The organism is Nocardia sp. NPDC003482, assembly GCF_053588115.1.
The window spans coordinates 1-24,674 of sequence record NZ_JBSFPI010000001.1 but is presented as its reverse complement, the minus strand read 5'-3'; the positions used below and the strand labels follow the sequence as shown (position 1 = coordinate 24,674).

General features: G+C 70.0%; 18 protein-coding genes. 7 read left to right on the top strand and 11 right to left on the bottom strand.

Annotation, left to right across the window (positions count from 1 at the left end):
• Nucleotides 1-12 precede the first annotated feature (12 nt).
• The gene (gene metH / locus ACWDSJ_RS00090) at nucleotides 13-3,591 is read right to left on the bottom strand and encodes a methionine synthase (RefSeq protein ID WP_450028491.1); all 3,579 of its coding nucleotides are present in this window, start codon (nucleotides 3,589-3,591) and stop codon (nucleotides 13-15) included.
• Nucleotides 3,592-3,707: 116 nt separating this feature from the next.
• Between metH and ACWDSJ_RS00085 the strand changes: the two genes are divergently transcribed.
• Nucleotides 3,708-4,595: a PAC2 family protein gene (locus ACWDSJ_RS00085; protein ID WP_387357168.1), complete on the top strand. Its 888-nt coding sequence runs from the start codon at nucleotides 3,708-3,710 to the stop codon at nucleotides 4,593-4,595.
• 160 nt (nucleotides 4,596-4,755) lie between these two features.
• On the opposite strand, the gene ACWDSJ_RS00080 is transcribed toward ACWDSJ_RS00085, so the two are convergent.
• Entirely contained in the window at nucleotides 4,756-5,085 is a 330-nt protein-coding gene (locus ACWDSJ_RS00080) for a hypothetical protein (protein ID WP_450028490.1), read from the bottom strand.
• A gap of 189 nt (nucleotides 5,086-5,274) precedes the next feature.
• Between ACWDSJ_RS00080 and ACWDSJ_RS00075 the strand changes: the two genes are divergently transcribed.
• The 5 genes from ACWDSJ_RS00075 (at nucleotide 5,275) to ACWDSJ_RS00055 (ending at nucleotide 14,502) form a co-directional block, all read left to right on the top strand.
• Entirely contained in the window at nucleotides 5,275-6,468 is a 1,194-nt protein-coding gene (locus ACWDSJ_RS00075; protein ID WP_450028489.1) for an XRE family transcriptional regulator, read from the top strand.
• Between the two features lie 46 nt (nucleotides 6,469-6,514).
• A complete protein-coding gene (locus ACWDSJ_RS00070; RefSeq protein WP_387357164.1) occupies nucleotides 6,515-7,279 on the top strand; it encodes a DUF2127 domain-containing protein in 765 nt (254 codons plus the stop codon).
• A gap of 93 nt (nucleotides 7,280-7,372) precedes the next feature.
• A complete protein-coding gene (locus ACWDSJ_RS00065) occupies nucleotides 7,373-8,875 on the top strand; it encodes a TIGR02677 family protein (protein ID WP_450029002.1) in 1,503 nt (500 codons plus the stop codon).
• Entirely contained in the window at nucleotides 8,875-10,245 is a 1,371-nt protein-coding gene (locus ACWDSJ_RS00060) for a TIGR02678 family protein (protein WP_450028488.1), read from the top strand. The genes ACWDSJ_RS00065 and ACWDSJ_RS00060 overlap by 1 nt, the downstream gene beginning before the upstream one ends.
• Before the next feature lie 3 nt (nucleotides 10,246-10,248).
• Nucleotides 10,249-14,502 carry a TIGR02680 family protein gene (locus tag ACWDSJ_RS00055; RefSeq protein ID WP_450028487.1) on the top strand — a complete coding sequence of 1,418 codons (4,254 nt, stop codon included), beginning with the start codon at nucleotides 10,249-10,251 and terminating at the stop codon, nucleotides 14,500-14,502.
• A 302-nt stretch (nucleotides 14,503-14,804) separates the two neighbouring features.
• On the opposite strand, the gene ACWDSJ_RS00050 is transcribed toward ACWDSJ_RS00055, so the two are convergent.
• The 5 genes from ACWDSJ_RS00050 to ACWDSJ_RS00030 all read right to left on the bottom strand — a co-directional run bounded on the left by ACWDSJ_RS00050 (nucleotide 14,805) and on the right by ACWDSJ_RS00030 (nucleotide 19,938).
• Complete coding sequence (locus ACWDSJ_RS00050; protein ID WP_450028486.1) at nucleotides 14,805-16,391, bottom strand: FMN-binding glutamate synthase family protein; 1,587 nt, start codon at nucleotides 16,389-16,391, stop codon at nucleotides 14,805-14,807.
• 330 nt (nucleotides 16,392-16,721) lie between these two features.
• The gene (locus ACWDSJ_RS00045) at nucleotides 16,722-17,774 is read right to left on the bottom strand and encodes a ferrochelatase (protein WP_450028485.1); all 1,053 of its coding nucleotides are present in this window, start codon (nucleotides 17,772-17,774) and stop codon (nucleotides 16,722-16,724) included.
• 14 nt (nucleotides 17,775-17,788) lie between these two features.
• Nucleotides 17,789-18,628, bottom strand: a complete 840-nt coding sequence (inhA, locus tag ACWDSJ_RS00040; RefSeq protein WP_387357156.1) for an NADH-dependent enoyl-ACP reductase InhA — start codon at nucleotides 18,626-18,628, stop codon at nucleotides 17,789-17,791.
• 55 nt (nucleotides 18,629-18,683) lie between these two features.
• Entirely contained in the window at nucleotides 18,684-19,400 is a 717-nt protein-coding gene (gene fabG1 / locus ACWDSJ_RS00035; protein ID WP_387357154.1) for a 3-oxoacyl-ACP reductase FabG1, read from the bottom strand.
• A 136-nt stretch (nucleotides 19,401-19,536) separates the two neighbouring features.
• Complete coding sequence (locus tag ACWDSJ_RS00030) at nucleotides 19,537-19,938, bottom strand: hypothetical protein (RefSeq protein WP_450028484.1); 402 nt, start codon at nucleotides 19,936-19,938, stop codon at nucleotides 19,537-19,539.
• An 88-nt stretch (nucleotides 19,939-20,026) separates the two neighbouring features.
• On the opposite strand from ACWDSJ_RS00030, the gene ACWDSJ_RS00025 reads away from it, so the two are divergent.
• Nucleotides 20,027-20,650 carry a MerR family transcriptional regulator gene (locus ACWDSJ_RS00025; RefSeq protein ID WP_450028483.1) on the top strand — a complete coding sequence of 208 codons (624 nt, stop codon included), beginning with the start codon at nucleotides 20,027-20,029 and terminating at the stop codon, nucleotides 20,648-20,650.
• Nucleotides 20,651-20,663: 13 nt separating this feature from the next.
• Here ACWDSJ_RS00025 and ACWDSJ_RS00020 read toward each other — a convergent pair whose 3' ends face one another.
• From ACWDSJ_RS00020 to ACWDSJ_RS00005, 4 genes are all read right to left on the bottom strand, one after another.
• On the bottom strand, nucleotides 20,664-21,665 hold the full coding sequence (locus ACWDSJ_RS00020; RefSeq protein WP_387357148.1) for a VWA domain-containing protein: 1,002 nt from the start codon (nucleotides 21,663-21,665) through the stop codon (nucleotides 20,664-20,666).
• A complete protein-coding gene (locus ACWDSJ_RS00015) occupies nucleotides 21,662-22,636 on the bottom strand; it encodes a DUF58 domain-containing protein (RefSeq protein WP_450028482.1) in 975 nt (324 codons plus the stop codon). Before ACWDSJ_RS00015 ends, ACWDSJ_RS00020 begins: the two co-directional genes overlap by 4 nt.
• Nucleotides 22,637-22,662: 26 nt before the next feature.
• Entirely contained in the window at nucleotides 22,663-23,817 is a 1,155-nt protein-coding gene (locus tag ACWDSJ_RS00010; protein ID WP_450028481.1) for an AAA family ATPase, read from the bottom strand.
• A gap of 271 nt (nucleotides 23,818-24,088) precedes the next feature.
• The coding region (locus ACWDSJ_RS00005; RefSeq protein ID WP_450028480.1) for an NlpC/P60 family protein at nucleotides 24,089-24,674 on the bottom strand (586 nt) is incomplete at its 5' end.

Below are 24,674 nucleotides of genomic sequence, written 5' to 3'. Positions count from 1 at the left end.
AACTCGAAAATCCTACGCGTTGAAGTATTTCGCTTCCGGATGCAGCAGGACGAACGCATCCGTCGACTGCTCCGGATGCAGTTGCAACTCCTCCGACAGTGTCACACCGATGCGCTCGGACTCCAACAACGACACGAGTTTGGCGCGATCCTCCAGCTCGGGGCAGGCGCCGTAGCCGAAAGAGTAACGGGCGCCCCGGTATCCGAGCTTGAAATACTCCTGGACGTCGGCGGGATCCTCCTCGGCGACCGCGTGCCCCTCGAGCACCAGCTCCTCGCGGATGCGCCGGTGCCAGTACTCGGCCAGCGCCTCGGTGAGCTGCACGCCGATCCCGTGCACCTCCAGGTAGTCGCGATAGTTGTTCGCCGCGAACAGCTCGTTGGCGAAATCGGCGATCGGCTGGCCCATGGTGACCAGTTGGAACGGCAGCACATCCACCTGCCCGCGCTCGGCCGCCAGCTCGCGCGACCGCACGAAATCGGCGATGCACAGGAACCGGTCCCGCTGCTGTCGCGGGAAGGTGAACCGATACCGTTGCGGCGCATCGGGATTCGGCTCGGTCAGCACGACCACGTCGTCGCCCTCGGACACCGCCGGGAAGTACCCGTACACGATCGCCGCGTGCTGCAACACGCCCTCGGCGGTGAGCCGATCCAGCCAGTACCGCAGCCGCGGGCGTCCCTCGGTCTCCACCAGCTCCTCGTAGGTGGGGCCGTCGCCGCCGCGCTGACCGCGCAGCCCCCACTGCCCGAGGAACAGCGCCCGCTCGTCGAGTAGGCCCGAATACTCGTGCACGCCAAGACCTTTGATCACCCGCGTGCCCCAGAACGGCGGCACCGCGACCGGTAGATCCGCGGCGACGTCCGAGCGGGCGGGCACCTCCACCGGCACCTCGTTGGCGCGCCGCTCGGCCGCGATCCGCTGGGACCGCTCGTGCCGGGCCTTGCGCTCGGCGGCCTTCTCGCGCTCGGCCACGGCCTCGGGCGAATCCGGATCGGGCCCGCCGCCGCGCTTGCGGGTCATGATGTCGTCCATGAGCCGCAGGCCCTCGAAGGCGTCGCGGGCGTAGTGCACATCGCCCTCGTACACGTCGGTGAGATCGTTCTCGACGTAGGAGCGGGTCAGCGCCGCGCCGCCCAGCAGCACCGGGAACTGCTCGGCCACCCCGCGGGAGTTCATCTCCTCGAGGTTCTCCTTCATCACCACCGTGGACTTGACCAGCAGGCCGGACATGCCGATGACATCGGCCTTCTTGTCCGAGGCGGCGTCGAGAATGGCCGAAATGGGTTGTTTGATACCGAGATTCACGACCTCGTAGCCGTTGTTGGACAGGATGATGTCGACCAGGTTCTTGCCGATGTCGTGCACATCGCCCTTGACGGTGGCCAGCACGATGCGGCCCTTGCCGGAATCGTCGGTGGCCTCCATATGCGGCTCCAGGTACGCCACCGCGGCCTTCATCACCTCGGCCGACTGCAACACGAACGGCAGCTGCATCTGCCCCGAGCCGAACAGCTCGCCCACGGTCTTCATGCCCGACAGCAGCGTCTCGTTGATGATCCGCAGCGGCGGCACCGTTTCCATGGCCTCGTCGAGGTCGGCCTCCATCCCGGCCTTCTCCCCGTCGACGATGCGCCGCTCGAGCCGCTCGAACAGCGGCAGCGCCGCGAGCTCCTCGGCGCGCGACGCCTTGGACGACGACGTCGACACGCCCTCGAACAGGGCCATCAGCTTCTGCAACGGGTCGTAACCCTCGCGGCGGCGGTCGTAGACCAGATCCAGCGCGGTCTCGCGCTGCTCGTCGGGAATCCGCGAGATCGGCAGGATCTTCGACGCGTGCACGATCGCCGAATCCAGCCCGGCCTGCACACATTCGTGCATGAACACCGAGTTCAGCACCTGCCGCGCGGCCGGGTTCAGGCCGAAGGAGATGTTCGACAGGCCGAGGGTGGTCTGCACGTCGGGATGCCGTCGCTTGAGTTCGCGGATGGCCTCGATGGTCTCGATGCCGTCGCGGCGCGACTCCTCCTGGCCGGTGCCGAGGGTGAAGGTCAGCGTGTCGATGATGATGTCGGATTCGGCGAGGCCCCAGTTGCCGGTGATGTCGTCGATCAGCCGCTCGGCGATCTCGACCTTCTTGGCGGCCGTGCGGGCCTGGCCCTCCTCGTCGATGGTCAGCGCGACCACCGCCGCGCCGTGCTCGGCGACCAGCTTCATGGTCTGCTGGAAGCGCGAATCGGGGCCCGCGCCGTCCTCGTAGTTCACCGAGTTGACCGCGCAGCGGCCGCCCAGGTGTTCCAGGCCCGCCCGCAGCACGGGAGTCTCGGTGGAGTCCAACATGATCGGCAGCGTGGAGGCCGTGGCCAGCCGCGAGGCCAGTTCGCTCATGTCGGCGGTGCCGTCGCGGCCGACGTAGTCGACGCACAGATCGAGCATGTGCGCGCCGTCGCGGGTCTGGTCCTTGGCGATGTCGAGGCACTTCTGCCAGTCCCCCGCGAGCATGGCCTCGCGGAAAGCCTTGGAGCCGTTGGCATTCGTGCGCTCGCCGATCATCAGCACCGAGGCGTCCTGCTCGAACGGGACCGCGGTGTACATGCTCGACACGCTCGGCTCGTGTTCGGGCGCGCGGACCGCGGGGGTCACCTCGGCGACGGCCTCGGCCACCTGCCGGATGTGTTCGGGGGTGGTGCCGCAGCAGCCGCCGACCAGGGCCAGGCCGAATTCGGTGACGAATCCGCGCAGCGCGCTCGCCAACTCCTCCGGGGTGAGCGGATACTCCGCGCCGTTGGCCCCCAGCACGGGCAGGCCCGCGTTGGGCATGACCGACACCGGGATTCGCGCGTGCTTGGACAGATGCCGCAGATGTTCGCTCATCTCATCCGGGCCGGTGGCGCAGTTGAGCCCGATCATGTCGACGCCGAGCGGTTCGATCGCGGTGAGCGCCGCGCCGATCTCGCTGCCGACCAGCATGGTGCCGGTGGTCTCGACGGTGACGTGGGTGATGATCGGGATGCGGCGACCCGCCCGTGCCATGGCCCGGCGCGAGCCGATGACCGCGGCCTTGACCTGCAACAGGTCCTGGCAGGTCTCGATGAGGATGGCGTCGGCGCCGCCGTCGAGCATGCCGAGCGCGGACTCGGTGTAGGCGTCGCGCAGGGCGTGGAAGGGCGCGTGGCCCAGTGTCGGCAGCTTGGTGCCGGGGCCCATCGAGCCGAGCACGTAGCGCGGGGTGCCGTGCGCGGTCGGGCCCATCTCGTCGGCCACCTCGCGGGCCAGGCGGGTGCCGCGCTCGGACAGGTCGCGGATGCGGTCGGCGATGTCGTAGTCGGCGAGGTTGGGCAGGTTGCAGCCGAAGGTGTTGGTCTCGACCGCGTCGGCCCCGGCCTCGAAGTAGGCGCGATGGATGTGTCGCAGCACGTCGGGGCGGGTTTCGTTGAGGATCTCGTTACAGCCCTCGAGCCCGCGGAAGTCGTCGAGGGACAGCTCCGCCGCCTGCAACATGGTGCCCATCGCGCCGTCACCGATCACGACACGGCGGGCCAGCGTGTCGAGCAGCGTGGTATCGAACTCGGCGCGAGGGGTCACAGACATGTACTCAAGAGTAAAGGGAGTCGCCGACAGTCCGCCGACCGCTCGGCCGCCGGCGACACGCAGGTTCGGAAGGTTATGCGGTGAACAGCAAGGCCCCGAACCCGTAGGCTGTGCGAGTGAACCCCAGCGCAACACCCGATCCGGAACTGCCGACGCTGCGCGATCCGGTCCTCGTCGCCGCCTTCGAGGGCTGGAACGACGCGGCCGACGCGGCCAGCGGCGCCGTGGAACATCTGGAACTGATCTGGGACGCCGAACCCCTAGCCGAACTCGACTCCGAGGACTACTACGACTACCAGGTGAACAGGCCGACGGTGCGCCAGGTGGACGGCGTCACCCGCGAGATCCAGTGGCCGTCGACCACCCTGTCGGTGTGCTCGCCCCCGGGCAGCGAGCGCGATGTGGTCCTGCTGCACGGCATCGAGCCGAACATGCGCTGGCGCAGCTTCTGCACCGACATCCTCGAACTCGTCGAACAGCTCGGCGTCACCACGGTCGTCATCCTCGGCGCGTTGCTCGCCGACACACCGCACACCCGGCCCGTTCCGGTCACCGGCACCGCCTACAGCAAGGAGGCGGCCGAGGCCTTCAATCTGGAACAGACCCGCTACGAGGGTCCGACCGGCATCACCGGCGTTCTCCAGGACGCGTGCGTGCGCGCGGGCGTGCCTGCCATCTCGTTCTGGGCGGCCGTCCCGCACTACGTGTCCCAGCCGCCGAATCCGAAGGCGACCATCGCGCTGCTGCACCGGGTCGAGGACGTGCTCGACATCGAGGTCCCGCTCGGGGAGCTGCCCGCCCAGGCCGAGGACTGGGAGGCGGCGGTCGACGAGATGACCGCGGGCGACGAGGAGGTCACCGAGTACGTGCGCTCGCTCGAGGAGCGCGGCGACGCGGCGGTCGATCTCAACGAGGCGATGGCCAAGATCGACGGCGACGCCATCGCGGCGGAGTTCGAGAAGTATCTGCGCCGCCGCGGCCGGCCGGGCGGCTTCGGGCTCTGACCGAGGGCCGGTCGGCCCGGCTCGCTCGGGCCGACCACAGACCGACCGGTCGGTGAGGGGGCGGAAGTCGTTGCGACTCCGGCATTTCCGACATACGGGCCGTTTCAGCGCGGGCGAAGGCCCTGCGGCCCAGCGATTTCCGCCGAACGGGCCCCGAAAGCTATGATGCGGTCCGCACTTCCGAGCAGTCCTCGATCGTCCAGACCCGCGCCGCGGCGTCGTGCGCCAGCTTCGCGATCAGCAGGTCGCGTGGAATCGTCTGGCCCGCAAGGTGATCCAGCGACGGCACCACGACGTGATGCGCGTCGGCACGGCGCAGCTCGGCGGTCAGTTCCGCGAACGCCGTACCGTCCCCGGCGGGCGATTCGTGGAAGGTCGCGGCAAAGCAGAGTCCTGCGGACGCGGCGAGGCTGCACATGGCGTCCTCGAGCTCCTCGGTGTGCCCATCGGCCAAGTCGTCACGCACGTATCCATAGATCAACGCTTCCACCCGGACCTCCGTAGGGACGTGGATTGAATTCGCTGTTCTCGTGCACTGTTCAGCATGCGGTACGCACAAATGCAATTGCAGATGTCAATGCGGGGACAACTGTGTGCCCTATCCGGGCCATCTTGCGTTAACTGGTGGGATACTACAGAGGTGACCGCTGGTGACGATCGACCCGTCTGGGCTGTTCGGATGCGTTCGGAGCGAGATGCTCGGGGGTGGTCGCAGGCAGACGCCGTCCGAGCCATGCGCGCCAAGTCCTCTCACAACCTACCCACCGATTCCACGCTGCTACGGAACTGGCGCCGTTGGGAGTCCGGCGAGTCGCGCCCGGACGACTTCTACGCGCCCATCATCGCCGCCGCCTTCGACACGGTGACCGCGGCGTTCTTCCCCAAGGCCCGCCCCAACCGCGACGACGAGCTGATTTCCTCCACCGGCATGGACACCCTGGAATTCATCGGGCGCCTGCGGATGTCGGACGTGTCGTCGGCGACGCTGGATGCCATCCGGATCACCGCCGAGCGGATGTGCTGCGAATACCCTTGTGCCGACCCGATGGAACTGCACGCCGAGGGCACCGCGTGGCTGCGCCGGATCACCTCGCTGCTGGACGGCCGGCTCACCCTCGCGCAGCATCGCGAGGTTCTCGTACTGGCCGGTTGGGTCGCATTGCTGGTCGGTTGCGTGGATTACGACCTCGGCTGGCGAACCACCGCGGAGGCCACCCGCCGGGCGGCGGTGTCGCTGGGCCACGAGGCCGAACACGCCGAAATCCAGGGCTGGGGAGCGGAAATGGCGGCCTGGTTCGCCCTGACCCAGGGCAACTATCGCGGCGCGATCGGGGCCGCCGAGTCGGGTCTGAACCTGACCGGCGACCACGGCGTCGGCGTGCAGCTGGCCGCGCAGCAGGCCAAGGCGTGGGCCCGCATCGGCGACCGCGACGAGATGGAGAACGCGCTGCGGCGCGGCCGCGCGATCCTCGACGGCCTGGACCATCCGGCCAATCTGGACAACCACTTCGTCGTCGACCCGGGCAAATTCGACTTCTATGCCATGGACTGCTGCCGGGTCGTGGGCGACGATCGGCTCGCGGAAAGCTATGCGCGCCAGGTCATCCGGACCTCGACCGGACCGGACGGCATCATCCGCCGCCCGATGCGGGTGTCGGAGGCGCAGCTGACCCTGGCCGTGGTGGCGGTGCGCGACCGCGATCTGGAGCTGGCCGTGGACGAGGGGATGCGCGCCTTCGCGGGCAAGCGCCGCTCGCTGCCGTCGCTGCTGTGGATCGCGGGCGAGGCCGCGCGCGAGATGATCGAACGCTTCCCGGGCGACCCGCGCACCCGCGACTACCTCGAGCAGTTGCGCTCGCTGACCACCGGGTAGCCGCGCGTCCCCGCCATCTGTCACACCCCGTTGCTAGGCTCCGCCAATGGACTTCAGCCTGCGGACGTGCTCGTGGCGAGGACACGAGACCTACGCCCCCGACGAGCCGGAACTGGCCGCGCGCCTGCATGTTTCGACGCCCGCCGGTCCGGCGTGGCGGTGCCTGCGCTGCGGCGACTTCGTGATCGGCGAGCCGCGCTACCGCGGCCCGGCCGACGAGGCGCCCGAGGTGCCGCGCGGGCGGCTGCTGCGCGACCGGTTCATCATGCGGCTGCTGGCCGTCGAGCGGGTGCTGCGCGGTCTGGTGTTCATCGCGCTCGCGGCGGGCGTGTTCAAGGTGCGCAACTCCCAGGCGGAGCTGAAGTCCGCGTTCGAGAAGGAGCTGCCGCTGATCCAGCCGCTGGCCGACCAGATCGGCTGGAACCCGGACAATTCCAAGATCGTGCACTTCATCCAGGAGGGTTGGACGCTGTCGCCGACCACCCTCACCTGGATCGCCATCGGTTTGCTCGCCTATGCCGCAATCGAACTCGTGGAGGCCGTGGGCCTGTGGCTGGTGCGGCGCTGGGGCGAGTACTTCGCGGTGGTCGCGACGGGTCTGTTCCTGCCGCTGGAGATCTACGAGCTGACCGAACGGATCACGGTGGTGCGCCTGGGCGCGCTGCTGATCAACATCGCGGCCGTGCTGTGGCTGCTCTGGTCGAAACGGCTGTTCGGGATCAACGGCGGCGGGCGCGCCTACCACGCCGAGCACAGCGAGGAGAGCCTGCTCACCGTCGAACGCGCGGCCGTCGCGGCCGACGCCGCCTGATGGGCTACCCTCGTGCCGGTGACCGAGTCAGCTGAAGGATTGCTGCCCCTCGACTACGGCCGCGTGACATTCGCGGCGGCGGTCGAGGAGCGACTGCGGCTGTTCTCCTTCGCGACCGCCGAGAAGCGCGGCGAATACCTGTGGGTGCTGCGGGCATTCGATCACGCACGCGCGGCCTACGTGGTGCTGCTGCACGCCAGCGACGTCGCCGACACGCTCACCCGGCTCCCCGACGCGCCGCGGTTGACCGCCACCGAGGTCGGTCCGCTGCTCGAGCAGTTGCATCAGTGGGGTGTGCTGGAGCGCAGTTACGACGGCACCCGCGCGGCGACGCTGGCCGAATACCGCAACCGCCACTTCGTGTATCAGTTCTCCCGCGCGGGCTATCAGGCATACCGGGCGGTCGCCGAGGTGCTCGGCGCGCGGCTCGACGAGGCGGCGCTGTCGCGCCTGGTGCTGCCCGAACTGCTCTCGGATCTGCACGCGCTCGCCGCGGCGAACCGGGCCGGGGACGCCGAACGGGTCTATCGCGTGCTGAACCGCCTCGACACCGCCCTGTCCGAATTGGCCGATCGCGCCGCCCATTTCTATCTGACGCTGGGCGATCTGGTGCGCACCACCGAGGCGACGCCGGAGGCGTTCCTCGCCCACAAGGACGCGCTGCTGGCGCACATGCGCGAATTCAGTATGGATCTGGCGCGTTTCGCGCCCCGGCTGGCCGCGGCCATCGCCGAGGTGGAGGACACCGGCGTCGACGACCTCGTCGCCCGCGCGGGCGCGTGCGACGAACGCGTGCTGCTCTCGCGCGCGGACCGGGAGGCCGACTGGCGGGCGCGCTGGCACGGGCTGCGCGGCTGGTTCGTGGCCACCGCCGCGGAAGCCGGTGCGGCCGAGGGCGGTCCGCAGACCGAGGCCGAGCGGCTGCGCGAGGCGACGATGAGCGCGATCGCGGCGGTGCTGTCGCTGCTGCGCCGGGTGACCGAGACCCGCCGGGGCGGGGTGAGCCGGGAGTCGGCGCTGCGGCACCTGGCCGGATGGTTCACCGCCGCGCCGACCACCGAGAGCGCGCACGCCCTGTTCGACGCGGTGTTCGGGCTGGGCCGCCCCCGGCATCTGGCCATGGAACATCCCGACGCCGACATCATCCCGCCGATCCGATCCTGGTGGGACGCACCGCCGTTGGAGATCGCCCGCACCCTCGCCGAGACCGGGCGCCCGCCCTCCCCCGGCGCGCCCTCGCGCATCCAGCGCAACGACGCGGGGGTGCGGCGGCTGCGCGCGTCCCAGCTCGACGCGCAGCGCCGCCGCGCCGAGGCGGCGCGCTCGCTGGCCTCGGCCGACGTGTACGAGCGGGTGCTCGACGAGCGCGAGACCGAGGTGCTGCTGCGGCTGCTCGACGCCGCCTCCACGGCCTGGGTGCCGGTCAGCGGACGGGTCTCGGGCACAACGGGTTCCGACAGCGGGGTCACCCTCACCGTCGCCGAGCATCCGCGCTCGACCGTGGTGCGGACCGCGCGCGGACTGCTGTATCTCGACCACCGGCGCCTGACCGTGCGCGAGAATCCGCGCGGCCGGGCGGCGGCCGGGCGGTTGTGATGCACGCGCGCACGATCGACCCGCTCACCCTCGACAGCTATCAGCGGGCGGCGCGGGTGATCCTCGCCAATCACCTGGTGACCCGGACATTTCCGGATCGCATCGCGCTGGCGCTGATCCGGCGCTGGGCCACCGAGCTGCGCGAGGATCTGGCGGAGTTGTTCGGCTACCGGCTGGAGGTCACCGAGACCACCGCGCGGCTGTTCCCGGTCGTGGACCGGCTCGACGCCGGGCGTCCGGCGCGCACGCCCGCCGAGCGCGTCTTCGACCGCCGCCGCTACGCGTATCTGGCGCTCGCGCTGGCGGCGCTGGGCCGCGCGGGCGATCAGATCACGTTGTCGGAGTTGGCCGATCAGGTCGCCTCCTACGCCACGCGGGTGGACGGGCTCGAACTCGCCACCGACCGGGCGGCCGACCGGGACGCGTTCGTCGACGCGGTCGCGTGGCTGGGCGCGCGCGGCGCGCTGACGTTGGCCGACGGCGACGCGGGCGGGTGGGCCGCGGATCCGGAGGCCGGGGAGGCGCTCTACGACATCGACCGGTCGGTGGTGTTCGCGGTGTTCCGGCCGCCGCGGGCGGTGCAGCACCTCGACAGCGTGCGGGGGCTGTTCGCCGACGAATCCGACGGCGGCGCAACCGGTTCCACACCACGCGCGGCGGCGGCGCGGCGGGTGCGGCGGGCGCTGGTGGAATCACCGGTGGTGTACGCCGAGGAGCTGACCGCGGACGAGCGCGCGCTGCTGGGCACCGATCGGCTGGTGAGCGAGGTCGAACTGCTCACCGGGCTGCGCGCCGAACGCCGGGCCGAGGGCGTCGCGCTCATCGATGTGTCGGGCCGGTTGTCCGATGTGCGGTTCCCCGGTACCGGCACGCTCGCCCAGGTGGCGTTGCTGCTGGTCGGCGAGATCGCCGATGTGGTGCTCGATCTCGACGCGCCGGTCGCAAGGCGGCCGCGGCCGGAGCCCGCGACGACGCTCATCGATCAGCTCGATCAGGCGATTCCGCGGGCGACGGTGTTCGCGCCGCTGGTGGTGCCCGAACCCGCGGAGCCCGCCGAGGACGACCGGGAACCGTTGGGCGACACCGAGATTCCCGAGCATCCGTTCCTCGCCTGGGAGTGGATCCACGAGACGGTGCAGGCGCTGACCCACCGGTACGGCTCCACCTTCGCCGCGCAGTGGCAGGCCGACGTGCCGGGGCTGACCAAGGAGGTGGTGGCGCTGCTGGAGCGGCTGCGCCTGGTCGAGGTGCTGGCCGACGGTCTGCTGATCCTGCCCGCCCTGGCCCGCTATCGCGGCGCGATCGTCACCGTCCGCACCCGCGCGGAGTCCGAATTGTTCGCCTCGGCAACGCATCTGGGAAGGGAATGACCGATGGACCTCATTCACGGTGGCGTTCGTTTCGTCCCCACCCGCGCCGGGATCATCAATCTGTGGGACTATCGCGATCAGGAGTTCTGCTTCGCCGACGGGCGGCTGGTGCTGCGCGGACCCAACGGCTCGGGGAAGACCAAGGCCCTCGAGGTGCTGTTCCCGTTCGTGTTCGACGGCCGCATCGAACCGCGGCGGCTCAACCCGTTCGCCGGTGAGGAACGGACGATGAAGTCGAATCTGCTGTATCGCAAGCAGGAATCGGCGTACTCGTATGTGTGGATGGAGTTCGCGCGCGGCAGCTGGGCCGAGCCGGAGGTGGTCACGGTCGGCATCGGGATGCGCGCCACCCGGTCCTCGGACAAGGTGACGCGCTGGTATTTCGTCGCCGATGGGCGGGTCGGGGTGGACTTCTCGCTGATCGGTCCCGACGACCGGCCGCTGACCCGCAAGCAGCTGGCCGAGCAGATCGGCACCGACGCCATCACCGATCGGCCGGTGGACTATCGCGCCGCGATCGACGCGCGCATGTTCGGGCTCGGATTGCAGCGCTACGACCAGTTGATCAATCTCATTCTGACGCTGCGGCGTCCGCAGCTGGCCAAGAATCTGGACCCGCGCGGGTTGTCGCAGGCGCTGACCGACGGGTTGCGGCCGCTGGACGAACAACTGATCCTCGACGCGGCGCGGTCGTTCAGCGATATGGAGGAGGTCGGGCGCACGCTGGAGGGGCTGGCCCAAGCCGACTCGGCCACGCGGGCGTTCGTCGGGGTGTATCGCAAATATCTTGGAGTGCAGGCGAAGTCGGATGTCGATCAGGTGCGGTCCCGGCTCGACGCGGTCACCCATGCCAGTACCGCGCTGTTCGCGGCGACGGCGTTGCGGGAGCGCCGCGAAACCGAGCGCGCCGCCGCGGAGGTGCGCGCCGAGGAGGCCGATCGCGCGTACGAGCAGGCGCTCGCCGATCGGGAGACCTTACAGCGGTCCGGGGCCTACGAGGGCAAACAGCAGCTCGACGACCTCGCCGACGCCGTGCGCCGCCTGGAGACCTCGGCGGCGGTGCACCGCGACAAGGCCACCAAGGCGCAGCAGACCGTCGCGCAACGCACCGCCGAGGCCGAACGGGCCCGCTCGACGGTCGAGAACGCGACCGGGGCGCTCGCGCGGGGCGAGGACGAACTGCGCGCCGCCGCCGAGGAGGCCGGAATCGCTTGGGCCGCACTGCCGGAACAGGCTCGCGCCGAACAGCTCACCACGACCGTGCGCGGCCATGCCGAGGAACGCGACGCCGACGTGCGCGCGGTCCGCAAGGCCCTCACGCTCGTCGAGACCGCCACCGCGGATCGCACCCGAGCCGAGCGCTCCGCGCAACGCGCCACCGAACAACGCGACGCCGCCGCCGCGGCCCTCGCCGAGGCCGAGGCCGCCGTCACCCTGGCCCGCTCCAATTCCGCTGCCGCCCTGCGGGATTGGTGGGACGAGCACCGCGACGTGCTCGGTCCGGTCCGCAAGGGCCTGTTCGAGGCCCTCGACTCGGCCCTCGCCGACACCGGTTCCGACGACGCCCCCACCCTCGCCGAGGTCTTCGCCGACCGCACCGAACCCCTCACCGAGGAGATCCGCGCCCGGCGCCAACAGGCCCGCACGACCGCCGAGCAGGCCGTCGCCCGGATCGCGTCGCTGCGCTCCGAACAAGCCGAGATCGCCGCCGAAAAGGACGACGCCCCACCGCCTTCCGCCGCCCGCACCGACTCCCGCGCGGACCGCCCGGGCGCGCCGCTGTGGCGGCTGGTGCGCTTCGCCGACCACGTCTCGCCCGACGAGGCGGCCGCTCTCGAGGCCGCGCTGCACGCGGCCGACCTGCTCGACGGGTGGGTGTGCGACGAGATCCCCGAACACGAGTCGGACCAGTTCCTGGTCCCGTTGCCGGAGAATCAGCGACCGTCGGGGCGCACGCTGGCCGATGTGCTGGTGGTCGAGGACGGGTGCGGGGTGGAAGCGGTTGCGGGGGTGTTGGAATCGATCGCCCTGCGCGATTCGGTGGGCGGGGCGGGCACAGTGGCCGACGGTCGAGGTGTGCTCGGGTTTGCCTCCGGGGCGGTGGAGCCGAAGGACACGGAATCGGTTGGGGCGCTGACCATCCGCCTCGACGGGGGCTTCCACCACGGCGTGCGGGTGGGGCGGCACGGCAAGCCGCACGCCGAATTCATCGGGGCGACGGCTCGGGCCCGGCGGCGGGAGGCGCGGCTGACCGAGATCGCGGCGGCCATCGAGGCGGCCGAGGCGGCGGAGGTCGCCGCGCGGGCCGAGGAGCGGGCGGCGACTGCGGAGCTGACGCAAATCTCCGCCGCCGCCAAGGGGTTACCGCGCACGAGCGCGGTCACCACGGCGCTGCGGGCGGTCTCCGAGGCGGCGGGTGTGCTGCGGTCGCGGTCGGAGGCGGCGGCGCAGGCCGAGCGGGATCTCGATCAGGCGGTGGCGGAATTCACCGCCGCCGACAAGAAGGTGCGGGCGGTGGCGGCGGCGCATCGGGCGCCGCGCGATCCGGGCGAACTCGACGCGCTCGCGGCGGCGATCCGGCATTTCGAGAACACCGGGACCGCGCTGTTGCGGTTGCGTGGAGACCAGGTGCGCGAGCAGGAGCGGGCGCGGGAGGCCGAGGATCGGCTGGCCGAGGCGCGGGATCTGGCGGAGGCGTTCGCCGAGGAGGCCGAGGCCGCCCGGTCGGGATACGAGGAGCAGCTGCGGAAGCTCGAGACGCTGCGGGAGGCGTTGGGCGCGAGCGCCGCCGATATCGACCGCGAGCTCGAGCAAGCGCGCGAACGCATCGACGCCGCGCGGGCGGAACAGAAGTCGGCGCGCAAGGCCGCCGCCGACGCCATCGAGGGCGTGGGCACCGCCGAGGGTTCCTATCGCGCCGCGCACGACGCGCTCGGCACCGCGCTCACCGAACTGCTGGCCGACGTCCGCGGTCTCGCGCCGTATGCCCGGCCGGATCTGCTCGGTCTGCTGGGCGCGCCCGCGCATTGCCGGTGGCCGAGCAGCGAGGCGGCGTGGTCGACGCCCGAGCAGTTGCTGTATCGCATCGAAACCGGTGGGCCCGAAGGGGATTCGCGGGTGCTGCCCGACGAGGTGCACGAGCTGTTCGAGGGGCTTTCCGCGGCGACGGCGTCGGTGCGGGCGGGTGAGGCGGCCCGCAAGTCGACCCGCAGCGCGGTGACCGCGGCATTGCAGGAGTTCGACGCCGCCCTGGCCGCGGCCCGGCAGGACTATCGGTTGCAATGGGACGCCGCCGACGGCCTGACGGTGGTGCAGGTGCACGACGATCAGGGCACGGCCGCGCTCGCCGACTTCGCCGACCGGATCGCGCGCGCCCGCTCCGATCAGGAGCTGCTGCTCACCGACGCCGAACGCCGCATCCTCGAGGACGCGCTGCTGACCGGCCTCGCCCAGCAGATCCACGAACGCACCGGCGACGCCCGCGATCTCATCACCCGCATGGGCGCGGAGATGAAGCAGCGCCGTATGTCCTCCGGCAACACCATCGGGGTGCACTGGGTGCTGGCCGACAACCTCTCCGAGTCGGCGCGCGCGGTCTGCAAACTGCTCGACCGCGACGCCTCCGACCTCACCCCCGACGACCTCGCCACCATCCGCGCCCACTTCGCCGCCGAGATCCGCGCGGCCCGCGCCGCCCACCCCGAACGCTCCTACCCCGAAATCCTCGCCACCACACTGGATTACCGCACCTGGCGAGTGTTCTCGTTCACCCTCGTCACGGCCGACGGCTCCGAGGACCGCCTCACCGTCGCCCGCCACAGCGCCCTCTCCGGCGGCGAACAGTCGGTCTCCCTGCACCTCCCCCTCTTCGCCGCCGCCCACGTCATGCTCGACTCCGCCGACCCCCAGGCCCCCCGCCTCCTCGCCCTCGACGAGGCCTTCGCCGGCGTCGACGACAACGGCCGCAGCGAACTCCTCGGCCTCTCGGTGGATTTCGACCTCGACCTCTTCATGACCGGCTACGACCTCTGGATCACCTACGACCACGTCCCCGCCTGCGCCCACTACGACCTGGCCCACTCCGCCGCCGAAAACACGGTAAGCGCAACCCTCCTGGTCTGGGACGCCACCGACCTCCTGGCCGAACACGACAACACCGACCTGACCACCTCCCTAGGCTCCCCCAACCGCCGCCGCACCCCCCACACCGTCGAGGGCGCCATCCCCTTGGAAGAATCCCTCCACCCCGCCACCTAACCCCAGGTACGGCAACCCAGCCGCACCCTTTATTCGAATCCGCACCCCTTACAGGGCTCCAGAACGGGTGCGGATTCAAATAAAGGGTGCGAATCGGGTTGCCGCACTCGGGGATAGGCCATCCCAGAAACGCTTCGGTCCCCCAGGTACGGCAACCCAGCCGCACCCCTTATTCGGATCCGCACCCTTTGCAGGGCTCTAGAAGGGGTGCGGATTCGAATAAGGGGTGCGGCTGGGCTGGCGTACCCGGGGGTTGGGTGCCTCTGGGACGGCTTGTGGGGAAGGGGATTGGGGGCTTGGGGTTATCTCGGGCGGAAGCTGTCGGGGTTGGCGGCTGTCCAGTCGGTGCGCCAGGACGGGGGTGTGTTGGTGAGGAGTTCGGTCGGGGACAGCCATTCGTAGAGTTCGGCGTAGGAGCGTTGGATGGTGGGGGAGATTTTCTTGCGGAGCATGTGGGGGGTGAGGTCGGCGGGGGTGGGGGCGCCGAGGGAGGCCATGAGTTGCATGGCTTGTTGGACGGTGGCTTGCTGGTAGCGCTGGACGCGTTGGGATTTGTCGCCGACGTCGAGGGCTCGGGCGCGGCGGGGGTCCTGGGTGGCCACGCCTACGGGGCATTCGTTGGTGTGGCAGCGTTGGGCTTGGATGCAGCCGATGGCCATCATCATGGCGCGGGCGGCGTTGGTGTAGTCGGCGCCCTGGATGAGGCGTTTGACGATGTCGGTGCCGGTGGCGACCTTGCCGCTGGCGCCGAGGCGGATCCGGTCGCGCAGGCCCGTGCCGACGAGGGCGTTGTGGACGGTCATGAGGCCGTCGGTGAGCGGGAGGCCGACGTGGTCCTCGTATTCCAGTGGTGCGGCGGCGGTTCCGCCCTCGGCGCCGTCGACGATGATGAAGTCGGGGGCGGTGCCCTCGGCGAGGATGGCCTTGCAGATGGCGAGGATATCGATGCGCGATCCGACGCACAGTTTGAAGCCGACGGGTTTGCCGTCGGACAGCTCGCGCAGCCGGGCGACGAAGCCGATCAGCTCACGCGGCGTGCGGAATTCGGTGTGCGCGGCGGGGCTCACGCATTTCTCGTGCGCGGGGACGCCCCGATACCGGGCGATCTCCTCACTCACCTTCGCCGCCGGAAGCACCCCGCCCAGACCGGGTTTCGCGCCCTGACTCAGCTTGATCGAGACGGCCTTCACCTGATCGTGCGCGACCTTGTCGGCGAACTCGCCCGGATCGAACCGCCCGTCCTTCGTCCGCGCCCCGAAATACGCCGACCCGATCTCCCACACCACGTCGGCCCCGCCGTCGAGGTGATAGGGCGTGAGCCCGCCCTCGCCGGTGTCGTGCGCGAACCCCCCGGCCGCCGCGCCGCGATTCAACGCCCGCAACGCGTTCCCCGACAACGCGCCGAAACTCATCGACGAGATGTTCAGCAGCGACATCGAATACGGCCGCTTGCAGTCCGGCCCGCCGATCAGCACCCGCGGCGGCTCGCTGGGCTCGTCGACCGGCGCGGTGGAATGCACCAGCGACTCGTAGCCCACCGATTCGATGTCCCGCTCGGTGCCGAACGACAGCTCGCCGTGAATGCCCTTGGCCCGCTCGTAGACCATCGTGCGCACATCGCGATCGAACGGCCGCCCGTCGAAATTGCGCTCGATGAAGTACTGCTGCAACTCCGGCCGGATGCTCTCCAGCAGAAACCGCATGTGCCCGAGGATCGGATAGTTCCGCAACACCGAGTGCCGCGTCTGCACCAGGTCGTACACCCCGACCCCCAGCAACACTGCCACCACCGCGACGAGAATCCACCACGCCCACGACCCGATCGAGGCCACCACCCCGACCGCCACCACCGCGACCGCCAGAAACCCGACCACGAAGAACCGCCCCATAACCCTGCCTTCCCGTGCAACCCGACCCATCAGCAACCGGCATACCCCCTCGCCCACCAACTTCCCAGGCCCACCACCCCAGCCGCACCCTTTATCCGGATCCGCACCCTCTTCAGGGCCCTACAAGGGGTGCGGATCCGAATAAAGGGTGCGGCTGTGTTGCCGAACCTTTGGGAGGTCCCGCTGTGTGGCCGAACGTTTGGGGGTGGTGCCGAACGTTTGGGAGTCCTGCTGTGTTGCTGAACGTTGGAGGGTGTCGCTGTGTTGGCGAACGTTGGGGGGAGCACCGCGAACCCTACAAGGCTGGGGCGCTCGCACCCGATAGAACGGTCACCGGGTGCGGCGGACGGGCTCGCAGCAGCCGATCGCGCACGGGTCGCCGTTGGTGGTGCAGCCGTAGCCGGGGACGGAGCCAAGCCGGCGGGGTGGAACACCGTCGAGGTGCTCGGCCACCAACTCGGCGACCAACTGCGCGAAGCGCGGATCGGAGCCCGGCGTCGCGGCCCGGGCGAAGGACATGCCCAGCTCCTGGGCTTTCTCGGCGGCCTCGTTGTCCAAATCCCAGATGACCTCGAGATGGTCGGAGACGAAACCGACCGGGCAGACCACCACCGCGTCGACGCCCTTGCCGGACAACGTTTCCAGATGATCCACGATGTCCGGTTCGAGCCACGGGACCTGGGGCGGCCCGGAGCGCGACTGCCACACCACATCGAAGTCGTCGAAACCCGTTGCGGCGGCACACAGTCGGGCCGCGTCCGCGACCTGACGGCTGTAGAGGCGCCCCCCGTCGGCAGGCGGACCGGCGGCCTCGTCGGCGGCCTCCGGAATCGAATGCGCGGTGAACACCAGGCGCGCCCGGTCGCGACGATCGACCGAAATCCCTTCCAGCGCAGCGCGAATCGCGTCGGCGAACGCCTCGATCAACAGCGGATGATCGAAGTACTGCCGCAGCTTCACCAGCGTCGGCGCGCCCTCGCCCACCGCGGCCCGCGCCCGGGAGATGTCCTCGTCGTACTGACGGCACCCGGAGTACCCGCCCCACGCCGAGGTCGGAAACACCAGGGCCGCACCGACTCCCGCCGCCGCCATCTCCCCGACCGTGTCCTCGACCATCGGATGCCAGTTGCGGTTGCCGAAGTACACCGGCAATTCGATGCCGCGCCGGGCGAATTCGGCCTCCACCGCCGCGATGATGGCGCGATTGAGGGCGTTGATCGGCGACACTCCCCCGAAATGCAGGTAGTGCTCGGCGACCGCGGCCAGCCGTTCGGGCGGGACACCCCGGCCCCGAGTGACGTTCTCCAGGAACGGCATCACGTCCTCGGGGCGCTCCGGGCCACCGAACGACAACAGCAGAAGCGCATCGACGGACCCGGGCACCGGGGCCTCCTGTCTCAGTTGGCGGCGAAACCGTCCGCGGGGAACCAGGTGTTGTGGCTCGCGCCGCCGTCGACGTAGATGATCGATCCGGTGGTGCCGGGCAGCCAGTCCGACAGCAGCGTCACGATGGAGCGAGCCACCACGGTCGGGTCGTCCACGTCCCAGCCGATCGGCGACGCGCCGTCCCAGTAGGTGTTGAGCATGTTCAGCTGCTTGGCGTCGTCGGTGGCGGTGCCCGCGATGGCCTTGGCGGCCAGGGTCTTGATCGGGCCCGCGGCGATGAGGTTGGAGCGAATCCGCTTGGCCTCGCCCACCTCTCGGGCCACGTACCGGTTCACCGACTCGAGCGCGGCCTTGGCCACGCCCATCCAGTTGTAGTAGGGCATCGCCGTGCGCGGATCGAAGTCCATGCCGACGATCGACCCGCCCTCGTTCATGACGGGCAGCACCGCGCGCGCCAGCGACGCGTAGCTCCACGCCGAGATCTCGAACGCCTTGGCCGCATCGGGACCGGGGCCGTCGAGGAACGGCTTGGCGTCGGGGCCCATCAGCGTGCGGGGGGCGAAGGCGATCGAGTGCAGCACGCCATCGATGCCCTGCGGCGCGTGTTCGCGCACCTTGTCCGGCAGCGCGGCCAGGTCCTCTTCGCTGGTGACATCGAGGCCGATGGCCGGGGGGATCTCCTCGGGCAGTCGCTTGGCGATGCGGTCGATCAGGCGCAGCCGCTCCGGAATTCCGGTGATGATCACCTTGCCGCCCTGTTCCTGGGCGACCTTGGCGGCGTGGAACGCGATCGAGGAATCGGTGATGATGCCGGTGATGAGGACGGTCTTGCCTGCGAGCAATCCGCTCATGAGAAGTGAGTTCTCCTGTCGGTGCGAAATCGGATGTGTGCGCGGTATCGGGGGCTCAGTGGCCCATGCCCATGCCACCGTCGACGGGAATGACCGCACCGGAGATGTACCCGGCGTCGTCGGAGGCCAGGAAGCTGATCGTGGCGGCGACCTCGTCGGGGCGGCCGATGCGCTTGGCCGGAATGGCCTGCATCGCCATCTCCACGAACTTGTCCTCCATCTCCTGGGTCATATCCGTGTCGATGAAGCCGGGCGCGACGACATTGGCGGTGATGTTGCGCGAACCGATCTCGCGAGTGATCGAGCGGGCGACGCCGATCAGACCGGCCTTGGAGGCCGCGTAGTTCACCTGGCCGGGCACGCCGAGCAGGCTCACCACCGAACCGAGGAAGATCATCCGGCCCCACTTGGCCTTCTGCATGTTCCGGGTGGCGCGCTTGGCGCAGCGCCACGCGCCGGTGAGGTTGGCGTCGATGACGCGACCGAACTGGTCCTCGCTCATGCGCATCAGCAGGGTGTTGTCGGTGATGCCCGCGTTGGCCACGAGCACCTCCACCGGACCCTGCTTCTCCTCGACCTCGGAGAAGGCCGCGTCGACCGAGTCCGTATCGGTCACATCGCATTTCACACCCAGCAGGCCATCGGGCACGCCCGAGCCACGATGCGTGACAGCGACCTTGTGTCCGTCGGCGGCCAGGCGCTGGGCGACGGCGAGGCCGATGCCCCGGTTACCGCCGGTGACCAGTACCGACCGGGATGTGATGTTCGACATGGGCAACAACCTACCTTCGTTCGCTCGTTCCGCTACGACCGGGCCGTAACCGACCCGAGGCCCGCCCGCCACGCCATGGCCGGCACGAGTGTCGCACTCGCGGCGGTCGGCGGTGCCGAGGGGCCGAGGCGCGTCGTCAGGACCGGGCGGGCGCGGGCGCCCCGCCGCGCAATGCGCGGAACCAGGTGAGCGCGAACGAGATCGCGAACGCCAGGTGCACGACGAGGAAGACCTTCGCCAGATCACGGGCCTCGCCGCTGAGCACACCCCAGACGTCGTTGCCCGCGACCACGCCGAATCCGACGAAATTCGCCAGCACCACGGTATCGCGAATCGCGGGCGCGGCGACGTCGCGGGACCTCCAGTTCAACACCGCGATGCCGAGCATGGGCCCGCCCAGCAGCCGCAACAGCGAAAGCAGTTGCGGCGTGGCGTCTTCGGGCACGGCGCCGACCCCGAACCGCGCGGGCGCGAACAGCAGGGCGAGACCGATGGCCGCGAGATACACCGCGGCGGTGACGAGCAGGGCCTTCGACATGATCACTCCTGGATAGATATCTGAACTATCTATAATGGAAAGCTACACTATCCATATTCGACGGTCCAGAGGTGAGGAGCAGCGATCGATGCGGATGGGCGAATTGAGCCGGGAGGCAGGGGTTCCCGTCGCGACCGTGAAGTACTACCAGCGCGAGGGCCTGCTCCCGCCGGGCGAGCTGACCAGCCCCAATCAGGCCCGCTACGGCACCGACCACGTCCGCAGGCTCAAACTCGTGCGCGCGCTGCTGGACATCGGCGGCCTGTCGGTGGCCGACGCGCGGGAGGTGCTCGCCGCGATCGACGATCCGCGCACCTCGACCCACGACGTCCTCGGCCTGGCCCAGCACGGCCTGCCGATGCCGCGCGGGACCGTGAGCGCGGCCGACCGCGACTGGGCCGAGGAGACGATCGCGACGCTCTGCGCCGAACGGGGTTGGCGCCCACCGCCTTCCGACCTGATCGAGTCATTGGTGGTGGTGCTGTGCGCCTTCCGCGAGGTCGGCCACGAATGGGTCCTCGACGCGCTGTCGCACTACGCCGAGGCCGCCGACCGCGTCGCGGCCGCCGATATCGCGGCCGTGGCGCGGCTGCGTCCCACCGAGGCCGTCGTGGAGGGCGCGATCGTGGGCACCGTGCTGGGTGACGCGCTGTTGGCGACGCTGCGCCGGGTCGCCCACGCGGAACTGTCGCGAGAACGACTGCGCCACTGACGGATTCGGCCCGTCAGGGAATCCGCTGCCGATACGCCAGACCCGTCAGCACGCCCGCGGCCGTCATCAGCAGACCGAGCAGCAGCCACGGGCGGCTGGCGTCGCCGATGGTGGTCTCGTAGCCGATCTGGCTCTGCAACGTGTCGTAGACCTTGGTCAGCTCCTGCAGGGTGGACGCGGTGAAGAACTCGCCGCCGGACTCCTTGGCGATCTCCTGCATGGCGTCGTTGTCGACCGGGACCTGCGCGTCCTGGGTGCCGCCGTCGGGCAGCGGGATCTGCACCCGGCCCCAGGTGGTCCCGAAGGAGATGGTCGAGATCGGGATGTTCTTGCCCTTGGCCACCCGCGCGGCGGTGTACTCGTGGCGCGGATTGTCGAAGTCCTCGAAGGCGGGCACGGTCTGCTTGCCGTCGGACATGAGCACGATGCGCGCGGGCGGCGGGTCCTGCGCGCCGCCGAGCACCGAGCCGAGCGTGTCGATGGCCTGCAACGAGGAGAAGATGCCCTCGCCGGTGGCGGTGCGCTCGGCGAGCTTCAGGTTGTCGATGGCCGCCTTCACCGCCTCGTGATTGGTTGTGGGCGAGACCAATACCGACGCCGTGCCCGCGAACGACACCAGCCCCAGGTTGATGCCCTTGGGCAGTTCGTCGACGAAGTCCTTACCGGCCTTCTTGGCGACCTGGATGCGTGAGGGCGGGACGTCGGTGGCCTCCATCGACAGCGAGACGTCGATGGCCAGCATGACCGTCGCGCGGTTGCGCGGGACCTTCTTGGCCGCCTGCGGTCCGGCCGCGGCGATGGTCAGCAGCACCAAACCGACCAGCAGCAGCGCGACCGGCACGTGCCGCCAGGCGCTGGGCCGCTTGGGGGCGACCTTCTCGAGGGTCTCCATATTGGAGAACAGCAGCAGATGCCGTTGGCGGCGGCGCTGATTCACCACGTACAGCAGTGCCAGCAGCGCGATGACGACGAGGAATCCGAGCCAGACGGCCGCGGAGAAGTGCGAAATGCTCACTGTCGGGGGGCCCGTCCGGACGGGGCGCCGAAGGCGTGGCGCCGGGTGGACACGAACCGGACGACGTCGGCGATCCAATCCCGATCGGTGCGCAGGGCCAGCACCGGGGCCCCGGCGCCGCGCAGCGACTGTTCCACCCGCTCGCGGTGCCGCTGCGCCGCGAGCGCGAAATCGCTGCGCAGCGTGGGGGTCACGGTGAACTCGCGGGTGCGACCGGTCTCGGGATCGTGCAGCACCACATCGCCCACGTCGGGCAGGGCCAGATCCAGCGGATCGAGCACCTCCACCGCGAGCAGATCGTGGCGGCCGGAGATGGCGCGCAGCGAGCGCTGCCAATCGATCTCGCCGAGGAAGTCCGAGATCACCACGGCCAGACCGCGTTTGCGCTGCGGGCGGCGCAACGCCTCGACGGCGCCGCGCAGATCCCCGCGCACGCCGTCGGCGGCGTGCGGTGTGGTCGCGATGGTGCGCAGCATGGACTGCGCGTGAATTCGCCCGCTGCGCGCGGGAATTCGGAACAGCCGTTCGCCGTTGGCGACGACCGCGCCGATCCGGTTGCCGCCCCCGCTGGTCAGATGCGTGACCGCGGCCGCGGCGGCGACCACCAGATCGCGCTTCTGGCACAGCGCGGTGCCGAAGTCGAGGCTGGCCGACAGGTCGATCACCAGCCAGGTCTCGAGTTCGCGGTCGGCGATCATCTGGCGCACGTGCGGATGGGTGGTGCGGGCGGTGACCGACCAATCCATCTGCCGCACATCGTCTCCCGGCTGATAGAGCCGGGCGTCGCCGGGTTCGGAGCCGGGCCCCGGGATCAGACCGAGGTGGTCGCCGTGCAGCACGCCGTCGAGGCGGCGGCGCACGGTGAGTTCGAGGGTGCGCAGCGCGGCCGACAGCTTGGGGTCGGTGAGCTGACCGGCGCGGAACGACGGCGGCGCCGCACCCCGATCGGGAACGTTCGCTGGAATCGTCACTGGTGCAACCGGTTTCGCCGCCTCGCTCACGGACGCTGCTGCTGCGGCTGCCCGGCGGCCTGGGCGCCGTTGGGCACCGGCGGCGCGGACTGCGGCGCGGCGGCGGGCGGCGCCGGAGCGGGCTGCTGCTGGCCGGGCGCGTTGGCCTGCGGGGCGACCTGCGGCAGGCCGACGGTCTGGAGCACGCGCCGGATCACGTCGTCGGGGCTGATCTCGTCGGCGAGCGCGTCGTAGGACAGCACGAGGCGGTGCCGCAGCACGTCGGGCACGACCTCGACCACGTCCTGCGGCACGACGTAGTCGCGGCCGCGGATGAGGGCCACCGCGCGAGCGGCGGCGATGATGCCCAGGCTCGCGCGCGGCGAGGCGCCGTAGGCGATCCAGCCCGCGACGTCGGTGAGGCCGAACTCGGCGGGCTTGCGGGTCGCGGCGATCACCCGGACGACGTAGTCGACCAGCGCGTGATGGACGAAGGTGTTGGCGGCCAAGCGCTGCAACCGGATCAGCTCGGCGGGCTCGAGGACCTGCTTGGGCTCGGGCGGGGTGACGCCCATCCGGTAGATGATCTCGCGCTCCTCCTCGACCGTCGGGTAGTCGACGACGACCTTGAACAGGAAGCGGTCGCGCTGCGCCTCGGGCAGCGGGTACACGCCCTCGCTCTCGATCGGGTTCTGGGTCGCCATGACCAGGAACGGATCCGGCATCGGGTAGGTCTTGCCGCCGATCGACACGTGCCGCTCGGCCATCACCTCGAGCAGCGCCGACTGCACCTTGGCGGGGGCGCGGTTGATCTCGTCGGCGAGCACGAAATTGGCCACCACGGGACCCAATTCGGTGTCGAACTCCTCGCGGCCCTGCCGGTAGATGCGGGTGCCGACGAGGTCGGTCGGCACGAGGTCGGGGGTGAACTGCACGCGGGAGAACGTGCCGCCCACGACCCGGGCGAAGGTCTCCACGGCCAGGGTCTTCGCGATGCCCGGGACGCCCTCGAGCAGGACGTGGCCGCGGGCGAGCACGCCGACCAGCAGGCGCTCCACGAGGCGGTCCTGGCCCACGATCACGCGTTTGACTTCGTAGATCGCCTTCTCCAGGGTCTGGACATCGCGCTCGAGGGTGTTGGGCGTCGACGCCTCCTGCGCCGAATTCACCGTGCTCACACCATCCGTCGAAGTCACCAACATCCCCGCTTTCGCCTAGTCCGGCCCCGAGAGGCTCGCCGCATCCGTGGTTCGCACCCGAGTGTGTGTCCCCACAAACTATTCCAGGTTTGGCATCCTCCCCCAACGCGGCCGGGGTATTCCGGGGCGACTCACAGGGAGTGCCACCGTCTGCCCAGGCAGCGACCGCTTGCCCGGCGGTACGCCGCGTGTTGCGCGACACTTTGCACAGTAACGCAAATCGGCCGCACGGGCCGCTGGACGGGGTCGTGCGCGTCGCGCTCCCCGAGGGACCTCAGGGGATGAGGCGAACCGCGTAGGGCATGATGCCGCCTTCGCGGACGGGCGAGATCTTCACGACGTCGCCGGATTCGGGGGCCTCGATCATGGTGCCGTCGCCGAGGTACAGGGCGACGTGTTCGCTGCCGTTCGCTCCCCAGAACAGCATGTCGCCGCGTTCGCGCTCGTCGACGGGGACGCGGGTGCCCATGGTGTATTGGTAGCCGCTGTAGTGCGGCAACGAGATTCCCACGCCCGCGAAGGCGTAGATCATCAGGCCCGAGCAGTCGAAGCCGACCTTGCCGAAATCGCCGTAGCTGTCGGCGACGCCGCCGTCGTGGATGCCGAGGGTCGGGCCGTCCTCGTCGCCGCCGCCCCAGGAGTAGGTGACGCCGAGCTGGGACATCGCGCGATCGACCACGATCTCGATGAGCTGGTTCCGGTCGCCCGAGGGCAGTCGCGGGTGCGCGCCGGAACGGTTTGGGGGCGGGGCGTTGTCGAGTTGGGCAGGGACGCACGAATTCGTGGGCCACGACCACGTCGAAGAAGTACGGCTCCCCGAAGGCGCGCTCCGCGCTGAAGGCGCGATCGCCGAAGACGAA

Coding starts and splice junctions, on each gene's coding strand:
- metH (WP_450028491.1), bottom strand. CDS start 3,591: ATGTCTGTGACCCCTCGCGCCGAGTTCGATACCACGCTGCTCGACACG.
- ACWDSJ_RS00075 (WP_450028489.1), top strand. CDS start 5,275: ATGCGTTCGGAGCGAGATGCTCGGGGGTGGTCGCAGGCAGACGCCGTC.
- ACWDSJ_RS00070 (WP_387357164.1), top strand. CDS start 6,515: ATGGACTTCAGCCTGCGGACGTGCTCGTGGCGAGGACACGAGACCTAC.
- ACWDSJ_RS00060 (WP_450028488.1), top strand. CDS start 8,875: ATGCACGCGCGCACGATCGACCCGCTCACCCTCGACAGCTATCAGCGG.
- ACWDSJ_RS00055 (WP_450028487.1), top strand. CDS start 10,249: ATGGACCTCATTCACGGTGGCGTTCGTTTCGTCCCCACCCGCGCCGGG.
- ACWDSJ_RS00050 (WP_450028486.1), bottom strand. CDS start 16,391: ATGGGGCGGTTCTTCGTGGTCGGGTTTCTGGCGGTCGCGGTGGTGGCG.
- inhA (WP_387357156.1), bottom strand. CDS start 18,628: ATGAGCGGATTGCTCGCAGGCAAGACCGTCCTCATCACCGGCATCATC.
- fabG1 (WP_387357154.1), bottom strand. CDS start 19,400: ATGTCGAACATCACATCCCGGTCGGTACTGGTCACCGGCGGTAACCGG.
- ACWDSJ_RS00030 (WP_450028484.1), bottom strand. CDS start 19,938: ATGTCGAAGGCCCTGCTCGTCACCGCCGCGGTGTATCTCGCGGCCATC.
- ACWDSJ_RS00025 (WP_450028483.1), top strand. CDS start 20,027: ATGCGGATGGGCGAATTGAGCCGGGAGGCAGGGGTTCCCGTCGCGACC.
- ACWDSJ_RS00010 (WP_450028481.1), bottom strand. CDS start 23,817: ATGTTGGTGACTTCGACGGATGGTGTGAGCACGGTGAATTCGGCGCAG.